Raw genomic sequence first — 15,582 nt, forward strand, 5'->3', positions numbered from 1 at the left:
ATTTGGTTTGACGGCCATTTTCATTATATCGAGAGGAGTTTTTAATTCCATCTCCATTACCACTCTAAAAGTATATTTTCACACGTGCAGAGCACGTGGTTTTAAAAGAATTAATAAAAAACTCGAGTATTTTAGTATACTCGAGTTTTTATGATGGTTAAAGATGACGATTATTTACTTTCGTTATAAGCATTTAAGAATTCTGCAACCTTTTCTTTATCTGCTTCAAGTTTTAAGCCAGTATCAATTAATGGCGATACTGTTGAAACAGCTGGACGCTTATTACCTTGATAGTAAGTGATAAATTCTTCTTGGTTTATTGAGTAAAGAATAGCTTTACGTAAATCAGCTGAATCTGAAACTTCACGACCTGATGTGTTGAATTGTAAGTACGATACCGCGTTACTATCAGCTTGGTTTAAAGTTAAGTTTTTATCTGAAGTAACGACATCGTATTTCGTTTCTGGTACGGATTGAAGTACATGAATTTCCCCATTACGTAATGCGGATAATGCACTATCGTTATCATCAATAAAGCGTACAGAAATATTCGTAATCTTTGGTTCATATTCACTACCTACTCGGTAAGCAGGATTTTTCACGAATGTTGCTTCATAATCATTCTTTTTCACTAAAATGTATGGGCCGCTCGCATATAAATGGTTGTTATATGAGTCGCCTTCTGTCACAGTTGCTTGGTCACCATAGGCAACATCTTTATTTGGATCATAGTTTGCTACGTCATAAGTATTGATACTTGAAACTTGCCTTTCAGAAACGATGCCACCGGATTGGTGAGCTAAATAGTTTAATACTTGTGGGAATGGGTTAGGCGTTGTAATTTTAACCACTTGGTATTTCCCTGAGGCATTATCAACTTCCTCTTTTGAATCGACTAATTCTGTTACTGGTGCTGGTAAACCTTTTGATAAAGCATCTAAAATTGTTTCGTCAGAACCTGCAACTTTTCCATTTTGTAATTCAGCTAAATCCGTCACTATTTCAACAGTTTCAATATTTTCATGAATACTATATGTGCGGTGGTCTGGAACTGAGTTTGGATCTTTTGCGCGGTTTAAAGAGAACACAACATCTTCCGCTGATACAAGCTCTTTCGTGTCAACTGCTGTTCCGTTTTCTACCTTTGCAAAGTTAATATCATCACGTAAAATGAAGTAAAATTCAGAGTTGCCATCTGCCATTACGTGGTTGTAAGATAATGAACCATCTGAAACGACTTTATCATCATCCGTTAAGTTTACTAAACGTACATACATGTTTGTATTTAATGTATTGATAGAACCGTCATTCCCTTTAATAGGATCAAGAGAAGTAAGCGTTGAAATTGCTTGATGTAATACGAGCGTTTCGCTTTCGTTTAGAGACTCATCATTAAAAGAAATGGATTCCCATACTTGTGCACGGGATTTAGGAAGACGAACCGTTTCAGGATTTACTTCCGCTGAATAAATACCTTGTGCTTTATTCGAAATATATAGGGGGGCAATATAAGCTTGATCAAATACTAAAAGTTGTTCAAGCTCTTTATAAGCTTCTTTTGCTTCATCGCCAGTTAATGTACTTGCTTTATCGATTAATTCATCTAATTTTGAATCACTAACAACACTGTAGTCTCCGCCTGTTTTGAATAAACCACGCACAGCATAGTCAGGGTTACCTGTTACTGTAGTCCAACTAGATAGAGCGACATCGTAGTTACCAGCGTCTTTTTGAGCTGAAAAAGAACCATAATCCGGTTGAATATTTAACACTACATCAAAGCCGTTTTTCGTTAATTGGTCACGTAAAATATTTATATCATTTTCGTTTGAAGCCATTCCTAAAATTTCAACAGATGGTTTTTCACCAGAAGTCGATGTATCAGCATCTCCTCCACCTTCAACATCCTTTTTCGTTTGTACACAGCCTGCAAGAGCGAGAACTGCTACAAGTAAAAGGGCAAATAGTCTTTTCATATGAACCTCCAAAAAATAGTTTTTTAATTTGTTTTAGGGTCTAATGCATCACGTAAACCATCACCAAAGAAGTTAAATGATAGTACGAGTAACATAATGCAAACCCCAGGGGAAATTGCTAAATATGAATGGGTTTCAAGGTAAGTGCTACCGATTTTTAAAATATTCCCCCATTCGGGAATATGTGGTTCTACTCCTAAGCCGAGGAAACTTAAGCTGCTTGTTGAAATGACAGCTCCACCTATTGTTAAAGTTGCTTTTACAATCATCGGTGCTAACGAGTTAGGTACGATATGTTTAAAAATAATCGAACTATCGGAGGCTCCTAACGCTCTAGCGGATTCTACAAACTCATAGTTAGAGATTTGCATCACGGTTGCACGCATTGTACGTGCATAAGTAGGGATCGAACCAACGCTAAGGGCGATAATTAAATTCACAGTATTTGCACCGAACGCAGCGATAATGGCAATCGCTAATAAAATTCCAGGGATAGCATATAAAATATCTAACAAACGCATGATGATGTTATCCGTTTTCTTGCCATAATAACCTGAAAGTGCGCCAAGTGTTCCTCCAATAACAGCTGGAATAACGGTAGCGGAAAAACCAACAATTAATGAAATTTGGGCCCCAAATACAATCCTTGAAAATAAATCACGACCGAAGTCATCAGTTCCAAGGGGATATTCAAGGGTGGGTGTTTGCAAAATAGCACTATAATTATTTTCAGTTGCAAAATCATAGTCAAAGGTCCAAGGACTTATAACGGATAATGAAAACATAAAAATAATAAAAAACAGACCAAATACAGCCATAGAATTACTTAAAATTTTTCGCCACATTTTTTGCCATTTTTCAATGGAAGAAGCATCTTTATTACGTGCTTTTTTGATTAGTCCAATTCCTAATAGAAAGGAAAATAAGTTCCCAGTTAATAATGGGAATAATAGAACAATCCCAATAGGTAACATCCATTTAGGGGCAAAGGTTGAACTTACAAGGTTGGCAACGAGTACAAGCATAAATCCATAGAAAATCGTTAGAGCAATAAATAGACTGATAGCTAATAAAAATGAATCAACGACATAAGGTTTAAATAGATTAAGAGCGGAAATGCCAATAATCAGAATTTGAGTTAAAAAAGCGTAAATGGCGAAAATATATTCCGGCGTCTTATTTTTTGTGATAAGGGTAAATCCGTAGCTACTCGAAAAAATATTCCCTACCAGTATCGTGAATATTAAAGGGATACCGAGTAATCGGGTACGCTTTTGAATTTCTCTACTAGTTGCTAAGTCTCTTTTTATCTGTTTCGAAATAAACCAAACATATAAAGTGGTTAAGAGATAAATAAGGAATAGAGTTAAAACGATAGGTCGAACGGTTTGGCTATTAAAATTAAAACTGTAAAGAAAAAACAAGAATGAAAAAATAGCAGAAAAGGATAATGTAAAATGAGCATTTCCATATTCCTGTGTTATTTTTAAAAGCAGTTTTACATTTGAGATGACCTTCACATTACCCCTCCTTTTTCATTTTTGAGCGAATTCGTGGATCAAAGAATGCATAAGTAATGTCAATGATTAAGTTAACGATGGATATCGTAATAGCGATATAAACAACACCACCTAAAATGGCAGGGATGTCTGGGATGAATTGTTTATCAACGATATAGCTTCCAATCCCACTAATATTAAAGACTTTCTCTGTTACGGAAGCACCGCCTAGCATTCCTCCAAACAAGAGCCCAATAACAGTAATAATCGGAATCATCGCATTTCGAATCGCATGTTGGAAAACGACTTTTCGTTCATTTAATCCCTTTGCTTTTGCTGTAATAATGTAATCTTCATGTATGACTTCTAGCATTGAAGAACGCGTCATTCGAGCGATGGACGCTGTTAAGGATGTTCCAAGAACAACGACTGGCAATACGAGTGATAACCAGTTTTGTGGATTATACGTTGCAGGGAACCAATTAAGCTCTAAAGAGAACGTTAAAATAAATATCAATCCTTGCCAAAAAGCAGGGATGGAAAGCCCAATTAGCGCCAAAATCATAAAAGAATAGTCTAAAAATGAGTTTGGACGGATAGCTGAAATGATGCCAACTGGTATGGCAATGATAATGGACATCAAAAGTGAAAATACAGCAATTTCGAGTGTGACAGGAAACTTATTTGCAATACTAGCCATAATATCTTCTTTTCCTGCAAAGGAAGTTCCTAAGTCGAAAGTAAATAGTCCAGAAAGGGAATGCCATAATTGAACGAAATAAGGTTGATCTAAGCCATAAAGTTGATTAAAGTTTTCAATTTGTTCTGGAGTTGCTTCGACTCCAAGAATATTTCGAGCCGGATCTAATGGTGAAATATAAAGAATCGTAAAAACAAGTGTTGCTACACCTAATATAACGAAAAGAGTTTGGATGACCCGTTCAAAAATGAATTGTACGAACGGATTACTATAAAGAAGTAAAAAACTATACATCAATAGCCCAGGTATAGCAGAAACAATTAAAAATTTTTTATTTTGTAAGAGATGGATAAAGAAATTTTGATACGTATATTCCTCTAATCCTAATAAGTCCACTTGTTTTTCTACTTCTTTTTGAAGCTTCTCTTGTACAAGCAGATCAACGTTTTTATTTATTTGTTCCTTTGATAAAGATTCATGAAAGAAGGAAGCTTTTCTATTTTCCTGTTCCAAAAATTGTTGCTTCCATGCTTCAACGTGTCCCTTAGAAACAATTTCCTGTTTACTGATTTCATAAGCTTTTCTGTAAGGCTGTTGGTATTGTTCTTTTTTCAAATGGAATAGGATGAACGTTACGATATGTACTGGCAGCCCGAGTATAAATAAAAGCATCAAATAGCTTCTTCTATTCGATAGTTTTTTAAAGGTACTGTCAAAAATGGATGTTGTTTTGGAAGAATGGGTAATTCCCTTTTGATTCATTGAAGTCCTCCTTTCTCGAAGAATATAAATATCTTTATCTTGAAATAAACGAATTACCATATTAAACTATTCCTAGTGGTATAGTATGATATGAGTAAATGATTGTCAATAAAATTTATTTTTATAAAGGATGATAAAAATGAACAATACAATATTAGAGGTGAATAACCTCCGTGTTTCATTTATCGTCGACGATAAGGAGTTTGAAGCGGTTAAAGGTGTAAGTTTTCATGTCAATAAAGGGGAGACAGTCGGAATCGTAGGTGAGTCTGGAAGTGGAAAAAGTGTTACGGCCCGCTCTATTATGCGCTTACTTCCATCCCCACCTAGTTTCTTAAAGTCTGGTGAAATCCATTTCCGAGGAAAAAATTTAGTTGAACAGTCCGAAAAGGAAATGGAATCTGTTCGAGGTCAACATATTAGTATGATTTTTCAAGACCCGATGACGTCTTTAAACCCAACTATTCGAATCGGCGAACAAATTTCAGAAAGTTTAAAAAAACACCAACAAGTCTCTAAAAATGAAGCATATAAAAAAACAATTGAATTGTTAGAGCTAGTAGGAATTAAAAATAGTGAAAAACGCTACACACAATATCCTCATGAGTTTTCTGGGGGGATGAGACAACGGGCAATGATTGCGATGGCATTAGCATGTAATCCTTCATTGCTTATTGCAGATGAACCAACAACCGCATTAGACGTTACAATCCAAGCGCAAATCTTATCACTAATGAAAAGTATGCAGGAGCGTTTAGGCACATCTATTATTTTAATTACTCATGATTTAGGTGTAGTAGCTGGAATGTGCGACCGAGTGATTGTAATGAAGGAAGGAGAAATTGTTGAAGAGGGAACGACGGAAGAAATTTTCAACAATCCTCAACATCCCTATACACAACGTTTATTGAATGCACTTCCAAAACTCCATGAAAAAAAGGAACCAAAAAAAGCACCTTTAAATAATATGGACTTTAATTTATCTAAGCCTCTTCTCGAAATACAATCATTAAAAAAACATTTTGATCTTGGCCAAGGAGAAATATTAAAAGCGGTAGATGATTTATCCTTTGAAATTTATCCTGGGGAAACGTTGGGGTTAGTAGGAGAATCCGGTTCTGGAAAATCAACAACAGGGCGTACTATTCTGCAATTGCATGAACCGACAGATGGAGATGTTTTATATAAAGGAATTCCGATTACACGTTTGTCAAAAAAACAATTAAAAACAATGAGAAGACATATGCAAATTATTTTCCAAGACCCTTACTCTTCCTTAAACCCACGGAAAAAAGTGTTGGATATTATAGGAGAAGCGTTAGATCTTCATGGGCTTGTGAAAAATAAAGAAGAGCGGAGAGCACGGGTAGAGGAGTTGCTTGAATTAGTAGGTTTAAATAAAGCGCATGCTAGCCGTTATCCCCATGAGTTTTCCGGTGGTCAACGACAACGTATTGGGATTGCTAGAGCTTTAGCAGTGGAGCCAGACTTTATCGTCTGCGATGAACCACTATCTGCCCTCGATGTATCGATTCAGAAGCAAATTGTCGATTTATTAAAAGATTTACAACATCGATTAGGATTAACTTATTTATTTATTGCCCATGATTTGTCGATGGTCAAACATATCAGCGACCGAGTGGCGGTTATGTATGGTGGGAAAATTGTAGAGTTGGCAGAAAGTGAAGAATTGTATTCGAATCCACAGCATCCTTATACAAAGAGCCTTTTACAATCGATACCGATTCCGGACCCAGGTATTGAAAAGAAAAAGAAGCGTCTTTTAGATAAAGAGTCGAGTGCAAATAAATACGATGTCCAAAATACTGTATTAAAAGAAATAGTTCCAAGTCATTGGGTAGCAGTGCCTCGACATGAATTATAAAAATAGAAATCTCTTTGAACGCGGAATATGTTCAAAGGGATTTTTCATTTCTTTGACAGTTATATTACGAAATTTATAAAAATATATTGTATGATAGTAGGAATAAACAATTCCATAGGGAAAGGGCTGTTAAAATGAGCGACCAAACGATAAAAAAATCCATTCAAATATCCCAAAAGAAAATGGAAGCAGATTTTATTTTAAAAAATGCTTATGTTGCAGATGTCTTTTCTCTATGTTGGAGAAGGGCAAATATCGTTGTAGCAGAGGGGAAAATTATAGCCCTTGATGAGAAAGACGAGTTTACAGCATCCGTTATAGAAGACGCAGAAGGGAAATACGTAATTCCTGGATTAATCGATGCACACATTCATATTGAATCTTCAATGTTAACTCCATCCCAATTCAGCGAAATTTTATTACCCCATGGTATTACTTCTGTTATTACTGATCCTCACGAAATCGTCAATGTTTCAGGATCTAAAGGAATGGAATACATGTTAGAAGATGCAGAAAATGCGAAAATGGACATTTATTTCATGTTGCCTTCCAGTGTTCCAAGTACTTCTTTTGAAAATTCTGGAGCGGTCATGAAAGCAAACGATTTAGCATCCTTTTTAAAACATGGACGAGTCCTTGGCCTTGCAGAAGTAATGGACTTTCCGGCCGTTCTAGAAACGGATTCGGACATGCTAGATAAGTTAAGCCTTGTTCAAAAGGCAAATAAACTTATTGATGGCCATGGAGCTGGCTTAAATAGAGAACAACTTCGAGGCTATCGCGCTGCAGGTATTCAAACAGATCATGAATGTGTAACGGCAGCAGAAGCACGGGAACGAATTAAACAAGGTATGTATGTACTGATGAGAGAAGGTTCGGCTGCAAAAAATTTAGTGGATTTATTGCCAGCTGTCACACCTGCCAATGCGCGACGTTTTGCCTTTTGTACAGATGATAAACATTTGGATGAACTAATGGAAGAGGGCAGTATTAATTTTGCCGTGTCCCTTGCGATTAAACAGGGTATGACCCCACTACAAGCAATTCAAATTGCCACATTAAATGCAGCAGAGTGTTACCGCCTCTATGATAGAGGGGCTATTGCAGAAGGATATGTTGCTGACCTTGTCATGCTAGAGGATTTACAAACGATGGAAATTGCTACGGTATGGAAAAATGGAGAGAAGGTTGCCGAAAAAGGTAAAGCATTCCAGAAGGAAAAAAAGAAAACAACGGTCGGTCAAACAATTCTCCAATCCGTCCATATTCCAAAACTAACTGAAAAAGATTTGGCCATAACATTTAGTAAAGGAAATAGAGCAAATGTTATCGAAATTATACCAAATCAAATTATAACGAAGCATATTGAAAAAGAAGTAGATATTGAAAATGGTTATTTTGTTCCTTCTATTGAAAAGGACTTATTAAAAATTGCAGTCATCGAGCGTCATCATTCTCTCGGTACAAAAGGATTAGCAATTGTTCATGGGTTCGGTTTGCAAAAGGGAGCAGTAGCGACTACAGTTGCCCATGATTCTCATAACGCAATTGTTGTTGGGACAAATGATCAAGATATGCTTGTAGCCCTTGAAGCATTACAGGCGATGCAAGGTGGGCTTGTTGTAGTAGATGAGGGGGAAGTAATCGGGTCCCTTGCATTACCTATAGCTGGTCTTATGACTTCATTAAATGCAGAAGAAGCTGTGAAGAAGCTGGAGGATATACATAAGGCACTTCACGACATTCATTCAGATTTACACTTTCACTTCTTTTTAACTTTATCTTTCTTAAGTTTGCCAGTTATTCCTGAGCTAAAATTAACGGATACGGGGTTATTTAATGTGAGGACTTTCCAACACATCCCGGTTGAAATTGTTTAGCAAAACACGTCGAAAAAGCTTGTTTAATTAGAGAGTTTGTTCTTTAGGGAACAATCTTTTACACTCCTTGGACAAGATACTATAATAGATATGTAAGCATTCCTTCCTTTTAAAAGGATCCTATAATGATTCCAAGTAATAGACTTTAAAAGATTTTTCGTACTAACTGATTAGTACTACAAAAGGAACTACTATTTTTTATAGGGAGTATTCTTTTATGTAGTACTTTTTTAATTAATTGGTAATGATAGTACTATGGAAAAACAATAGGTTATCGTTTTTAGAGGAGGAAGTTAAATTGGAGGAAAACTTACAGTTAGAAACAACCATTAGAGGAAAAGAAAAATACTATTCACCAAATAAATTTTTGAATAAAGTTAAAAAGTACGGTATGAATTTAGGCTTTAGAGTTTTATACGGTGTTGCCATATTATATTGTGCTTTGAAAAGTCCGGATATGCCTAAAGAGCATAAACTGATGATTTTAGGAGTGCTTGGATACTTTATCTTACCTATTGACCTTATTGCAGATATTTTACCAACTGTAGGTTTGGCTGACGATATTGTCATTATTACAAAAGCGATTTCCGTTATTTATTCTTCCATTACAGATGAAATGAAAGAAGAAGCCCATGAACTATTAAAGAACATTTTTGGCGAAAAATACGAACCAAGTATTGAATATGAAATCTAACATTTCGTAATGCCAGGAAGTTGAAATCATGTAGAGGTGATTGTACTTTGTTAAAACGAATAACATTTCTCGTCATTGCCATCGTACTGATTAAGCCGATATATGATTTCGGCTCCCAATGGTACGACGATGTGATGCAATTTTTAAATAATCATGAAGTGAAAATTGAAGATGCAAGTTTTGAAGTTTTATCTTCTGTTTCTTCTGCGAAAGAAACCCTTGTAAATACAGCGGCCAATGCACTAACTACGGTAGACGTTGAATTGCCTAATAGTGTTCAAACGACGGAAGAGTTAGCTGATAGTTTCTATTATTACTTAAGCCGTTGGGAAACGAATTTTGAAATTCACTATGTTGGTAGTACAGCAGATATTGAAAACATTATTCAAAAAGCAATCGATGATGCAGCAAGTCGTGATCAATATATTTTTGGCCATTTGGCTGAGCGCACAATCGAATATGAATATAGCAGCCTTGATGCTAAGATAAAGGTGCATCAAACGTATTTAACAAATCCAGCCCAAGAGGACGTTGTAAATGAAAAAGTAGCAAGCATTCTTTCAACCGTGGATGCGGAATCAATGTCGGATTTCCAAAAGGTGAAATTTGTTAATGATTATATTGTAAAAAATACGGAATATAGTACAAACACGGCAGCCAGTCCCCATAGTGCATACGCAGTAATACAAGAAAATAAAGGAGTTTGCCAAGGGTATGCGCTGCTAGCTTTAAAAATGCTACAAGCATTAGGTGTTGAAACAAAATATGTTGTCGGTGAAGTATATACTGGAGGACATGCATGGAATTTAGTAAAGGTTGATGGTGAATGGTACCACCTTGATACAACGTGGAATGACCCGACACCAGACCGGAAAAATATCGTCCGTTACGAGTATTTTTTAGTGAATGATGATAAATTAAAGCTTGACCATACATGGATCCACTCCGATTACCCAGAAGCGAAAAGTTCCAAGTTTGAGTTTATGGCACAAATCGATCACGCCTATGAGCAGGATGGGGTTATCTATTATAGTAATGTAGATGACAATAATTTGTTGTATCGAATGGATTTAAATACTGGTGAGACGGCGCCATTAACAAATAGCCGTGCCCAATACATTGTAGGAGCTGGTGAATGGATATATTTTAGTAATTATTCCAATGGCGCCTATTTAACGAAAATCCGAACGGACGGCTCGGATGAATCTACTTTATATCGGGGAGAAGTCGATAATTTATTTGTAGAAGATGGATATTTATATTTCTCTACAGAGGAAGGCTTGAAAAAATTGGAGTTATAAAATAGAGAAGGCGCCTATAGGTTGCCTTCTTATTTATTTTAGTCAATCCAAATTTAAGTAAATTATTTCGGGTTTAGATAGGGTACAATCCTTTATTCATGACATGTGAAGAAACTTATAAGAGGAGGTCAGCCAGGGGTATTCTGGCTGATTAATAATTAAAAGGGTGCTACTCCTAAACTTTTAAAGTTTCGATTACTTCCTCTAACTCGTTAGTTAAGTCTTTTAAAATTTGTGCAATATGAGCTACTTCATTAATATAGGTTAATTGTTCATTTGAGCTTCTTACTACATTGCCGGTATTTTGGGAAGCTGATGTGGCAAGGTCCATTCCTTCTAATATCGAGTCAGAAATGTCATTCACTCGTTTACTAATATCAGTTATTGCAACGGTTACGCCCTTTACTTTTTCTTCTACATCGATTGTAGAATGGATGATTCCTTTGAAGGATTGATCTGCTTCTTTTAAATATTGAACGCCTATCTTGAATCCTTCTTTTACTTCAGCCATTTTCGTCACCGTATGATTAATGCCGGAAGATAAAACGGAGACGATTTCTTTTATTTTATTTGTCGATTGTTTAGATTGATCAGCCAACTTACGAACTTCATTGGCAACGACAGCAAATCCTTTACCGTGTTCTCCAGCTCTAGCCGATTCAATGGATGCATTTAACGATAAAAAGTTTGTTTGTTCTGCGATTTCAGAAATCATTGTTAGTATTTGACTAATGGTTTTCGAATGATGATGTAAATCATTAATAATTTTTACGGATTCATCGATAGTGTCATTTGTTTTGGACATTTGTTGATTTAGATTAGCAATCGAATGGGACCCGTCTTTTGCTTGTAATGAAGAGTCTGCACTCGCTTTATCTACTTCTAAAGATAGATTTTCTATATCTTCAACTAATTTTCTTACTTCGGATACCCTCACCACATTTTCTTTATATTTATTGAGTTGCAGTTTGGCACCATCAGAAACTTCGTTAACGTAGTTCGCTACATTGTGACTTATTCCTAATGTTTGTTCATTTTCCGAAACGAGTTGTTTAGATGTTTCTGCTAAACTTGTCATTGTTGAAGAAATACGTTGAATGATACTTTGGGTTACATTTTGTTTTTGGCGTTCCTTTTCGATTTCAACTTCTTTTTCATATTTTTGAGAGTTATAGATTTGCCATATGACTACACCGGAAGTTAAAACTAAAAATACTGCGTGTACGATTACCATTGTTAGTGGATACTCTATTACTCCAAATACAAAAAGAGGAGCAAACAGTAATCCGATGATATGCTGAAGCGTAAAAATGACTGTCATTACGATTACAAGGTAAATTTTCTGATAGTAGGCTAAAGTTGCAACTACCATAAAGATAGAAAAATGGAATTCCGACATTCCACCTGAACCAGAAATTAACGCAATGCTTCCAAAGGTTAATGTTAACGTGTTGAACAGTGGGATGGATTTGTGAAGACCACCACTTAACTTGTATAAGATTAAAGATGTTATACAGAGGAGGGTAGGAATAGCAACTAAAATAATAATTCCTAAATTGTGAATAGTGCTGTTTGTTAATAACCCCAGACCGCATATTGAACTTTCAGACATTTTAAATGTGTCTGTATACTGCCCTAACAATGTCACTACAATAGACATTACCACTATTCCTAGAGCAATCTGGGTCATCGTTTGATTCTTTTTCTTAATCATAAGTCCCTTCTTTCCTTTAAATGAAAACAAAATTAGTCTCTTTTAAAAAAGAGTATCTTATTTGCATATTTAAATGTATATATTATTACCTATACATCGAGTGTTAATTTATGTCAATAGATGGTTTGTTATACCTCTGTTAAAATATTTCTTTAGACCTATAAAAGAGAAGTTCTAATGGAAACGCTTCTATTTACTATCCAATAATTCATAAACAATAAAACATACACAATGAGAAAACCAAGGATGTATAACATTCCTTGGTTTCCTTATTTACTTAGCTAAACAGAAAAAAACTCTAATCTATTTTAAATTGACTAATTGTAGTCGCTAATTCGGTGCTTAAGTGATTTAGTTGCTCAGAAGCTTTTGCAACAGATTGAATAGCAGTAAGTTGTTCGTCGCTAGAGGCACTTACTTCTTCACATGCAGCCGCAGTAGATTGGGCTGTCAGTGACATTTCCTCAATCGTTTGTACTACTCGATCTTTATAGTTGATAATTCCTTCCATTTCAGAAATCACATTTTTAAAGGTGCTCTCCATATTCTCAATAAGAGAAGAAAGGTTTTTAAATAGGGAACCTGTGTCTTCTACAACGATTCCTTGCTTATCGAATGTGTTTTGAATCCCTTCCATTTGTTGTGTTACTTGAAGGGATTCTGATTGTAATTCATGAATCGTTGATTTAACTTGTTCCGTTGCGGCTGCCGATTGTTCGGCTAATTTTCTAACTTCCTCTGCCACAACAGCAAAGCCTTTGCCATGTTCACCTGCCCGGACAGCTTCTATACTTGCATTTAAGGCAAGTAAATTTGTTTGAGCTGAAATCTCAGAGATTGTGTTCATCACCGTGCCTATTGCAGCCACTTTATTTTCTAGATTATTAATTGCATAAACCATATTCGTTAATTCAGATTTCGAGTGATCAAAGGAGCCGAGTAAGTTTCTCATTTTTTCATGACCGATAATATTTAATTGGTCAGCTTCGTTTGCAATATCATGGAGTGAGTTTGTTTGAATCTTCATACCATTTATTTTTTCACCTAATTGACTTGTTGTTTCTGTTACTAAATCCGCATTTTCCGATGAAGTCGTAGCACCGATTGCAATGTCATTAACAGCTTTTGATACTTCCATACTGGAAGCGCTCGTTTCTTCAGCTAGGGCACTTAAATGTTGGGATTGTTCTTCAACATGGCTCGATGACTCTTGAATCACTTGAATAATGTTTTTCATATTTTTAATCATGGAATTAAAGTGTTGCGACAAGACACCAATTTCATCCTTCGATTTTATATCGATATTGACAGATAGATCACCTTTTGATACTTCTTCCATTAGGTTACCTAATTGATGGATAGGTTTTATAGTACGAGAAATGAAGAAGTATAACACGACTAAAGTGACGATTACGATGGCAACAGCCACAATGATAATCACTTTTTGAAGACTATTCGATAGTGCATGAATATCATCTTTTTCATAAACTGCTGCTACAGTCCAACCAACCTCTGGTATTTTACTGTAAACAGTAATTGACTCTTTTCCATCAATTGAACTATGTAAATTGTTTGTCTCTTTTTTATCCGATTGAATCGATTGAACAAACTTTTCTTCGCTTAAGTTTTCTCCCATTTTTGTAGGGTGAACGATTGCTACACCAGTATTATCTAGAATGAAAGGGTAGCCATTATACCCTAGTTCGATAGTTGATAACATATCCGTCAGTTGGGATAATAAAATATCTACACCTAAAACACCTATAACTTCATCTCCATTTTTAACAGCAACTGAACCTGTAATCGCATACTCACCAGAAACACTATCAATGTAAGGAGATGACCATACAAATTGATCTGGATGTTGAACGGCATTAGTATACCAAGGACGGGATTGAATATCTAAATCTGCTATACCGTCAAAATGGGGTTCAATAATTGTGTATTCCCCATCAGTAAAGTAGATACCTGATGCCGCATCATAGATTGATAAATAGTCAGCTAAATCTGAACGATATAGACGATCGGCACTGTCGTTATATACCTTAGAGTTGAAATGGAAATTTTGTACGTCTGGAGAAGAAGCTAATTTTAATATACTTTTCTCGTAAGTTGATAAAAATGTTGTAATAGTTGAAGAAAGCCCATTAACTACTACTTCACTTTGATCTACCATACTATCTTCGGTTTTGGAAGTAATTAAAACAGAACTAATGGTAGACAATGTCCCCAACCCTAAAATGATGATGACTAGGACTATGGATATAATTCTCCATCTAATTGAATTCTTCACAGTAAAATCCTCCTAATAAAGAAATATAAAATTATTACTATAATACAAAGAAATTTTCAGAATTGCACTAAAAATTTGTCTATTTTAGTAAGAAATAAACTTTATAAGAACTATAAATATATAAGAGAACTAAAAAACCTTTCGGATATAGGGTTTATCGAAGGGGGGGAAGAATCCGGAAGGATAATTCTTTTTTAATTGAATAAGTACAATGTGAGACTATTTTCGCGATAAAGGAAATCCATACTAAAATGAAAATAGAGACTGAAATATTATTAGAAGGTAATTCAATTGTTCTTATTCCCCTTGAAATGAAATATAAAGATTCGTTATTTGAAGCATTAAAAAGTCCGGAAGTATGGAAATATACTTGGCGAGAAGTTAAAACAATTGATGATTTTGAGCCAATTTTTATGGCGGCTATTCAAAATAAAGAAGAAGGTAAACAAATCCCTTTCATCATTAAAGATAAAGTTTGCGGAAAAGTAATTGGAACTACTCGAATTGGAGACATAGATTTAGTTAATCGAAGTGTAGAAATTGGTTGGACGTGGCTTTCCCCTTCATTTTGGAGAACGGGGGCAAATACTGAATGTAAGTTTTTATGCTTCAATATTGTTTTGAAGAGTTACAAGTCATACGGGTTCAATTTTCAGTTAGCGGACAAAATGAACGTTCGCAAAAGGCGATAAAACGAATAGGGGCTACAAAGGAAGGAATCTTTCGCAAACATCGTATGAAAGGTGATGGTACGATGCACAACAATGTGTTTTATAGCATTCTTGATGAAGAATGGAATAGGGTGAAAGAGAATTTAAATAATTTATTAAAACGGAAATATTAGAGCATTTTATGATAGAGAATTTTCTGAAGGATGG

The 15,582-nt window shown here is 35.4% G+C and carries 10 protein-coding genes; 5 read left to right on the top strand and 5 right to left on the bottom strand.

What is annotated here, in order from left to right:
- Window positions 1–170: 170 nt before the first annotated feature.
- Genes EC501_RS12735 through EC501_RS12745 form a run of 3 tightly spaced genes read right to left on the bottom strand, consistent with a single transcriptional unit; the run spans window position 171 to window position 4,937 of the window.
- Window positions 171–1,976: an ABC transporter substrate-binding protein gene (locus tag EC501_RS12735; protein WP_122972684.1), complete on the bottom strand. Its 1,806-nt coding sequence runs from the start codon at window positions 1,974–1,976 to the stop codon at window positions 171–173.
- Window positions 1,977–1,999: 23 nt separating this feature from the next.
- Window positions 2,000–3,496, bottom strand: coding sequence for an ABC transporter permease (locus EC501_RS12740; protein WP_122972685.1), 1,497 nt, complete (start codon window positions 3,494–3,496; stop codon window positions 2,000–2,002).
- Between the two features lies 1 nt (window position 3,497).
- On the bottom strand, window positions 3,498–4,937 hold the full coding sequence (locus EC501_RS12745; protein ID WP_122972686.1) for an ABC transporter permease: 1,440 nt from the start codon (window positions 4,935–4,937) through the stop codon (window positions 3,498–3,500).
- A gap of 139 nt (window positions 4,938–5,076) precedes the next feature.
- On the opposite strand from EC501_RS12745, the gene EC501_RS12750 reads away from it, so the two are divergent.
- From EC501_RS12750 to EC501_RS12765, 4 genes are all read left to right on the top strand, one after another.
- Complete coding sequence (locus EC501_RS12750) at window positions 5,077–6,822, top strand: ABC transporter ATP-binding protein (RefSeq protein WP_122972687.1); 1,746 nt, start codon at window positions 5,077–5,079, stop codon at window positions 6,820–6,822.
- A gap of 134 nt (window positions 6,823–6,956) precedes the next feature.
- A complete protein-coding gene (ade, locus tag EC501_RS12755; protein WP_174232692.1) occupies window positions 6,957–8,702 on the top strand; it encodes an adenine deaminase in 1,746 nt (581 codons plus the stop codon).
- A gap of 298 nt (window positions 8,703–9,000) precedes the next feature.
- The gene (locus EC501_RS12760; RefSeq protein WP_241559345.1) at window positions 9,001–9,396 is read left to right on the top strand and encodes a YkvA family protein; all 396 of its coding nucleotides are present in this window, start codon (window positions 9,001–9,003) and stop codon (window positions 9,394–9,396) included.
- A gap of 47 nt (window positions 9,397–9,443) precedes the next feature.
- The gene (locus EC501_RS12765; RefSeq protein WP_122972688.1) at window positions 9,444–10,697 is read left to right on the top strand and encodes a DUF5050 domain-containing protein; all 1,254 of its coding nucleotides are present in this window, start codon (window positions 9,444–9,446) and stop codon (window positions 10,695–10,697) included.
- Between the two features lie 175 nt (window positions 10,698–10,872).
- Here EC501_RS12765 and EC501_RS12770 read toward each other — a convergent pair whose 3' ends face one another.
- The gene (locus EC501_RS12770; protein WP_122972689.1) at window positions 10,873–12,411 is read right to left on the bottom strand and encodes a methyl-accepting chemotaxis protein; all 1,539 of its coding nucleotides are present in this window, start codon (window positions 12,409–12,411) and stop codon (window positions 10,873–10,875) included.
- A 298-nt stretch (window positions 12,412–12,709) separates the two neighbouring features.
- On the bottom strand, window positions 12,710–14,704 hold the full coding sequence (locus EC501_RS12775; RefSeq protein ID WP_122972690.1) for a methyl-accepting chemotaxis protein: 1,995 nt from the start codon (window positions 14,702–14,704) through the stop codon (window positions 12,710–12,712).
- Between the two features lie 251 nt (window positions 14,705–14,955).
- On the opposite strand from EC501_RS12775, the gene EC501_RS12780 reads away from it, so the two are divergent.
- Entirely contained in the window at window positions 14,956–15,396 is a 441-nt protein-coding gene (locus EC501_RS12780; RefSeq protein ID WP_241559346.1) for a GNAT family N-acetyltransferase, read from the top strand.
- Window positions 15,397–15,582 lie beyond the last annotated feature (186 nt).

The organism is Lysinibacillus halotolerans (assembly GCF_003711845.1).
Taxonomy (GTDB): Bacteria; Bacillota; Bacilli; order Bacillales_A; family Planococcaceae; genus Ureibacillus; species Ureibacillus halotolerans.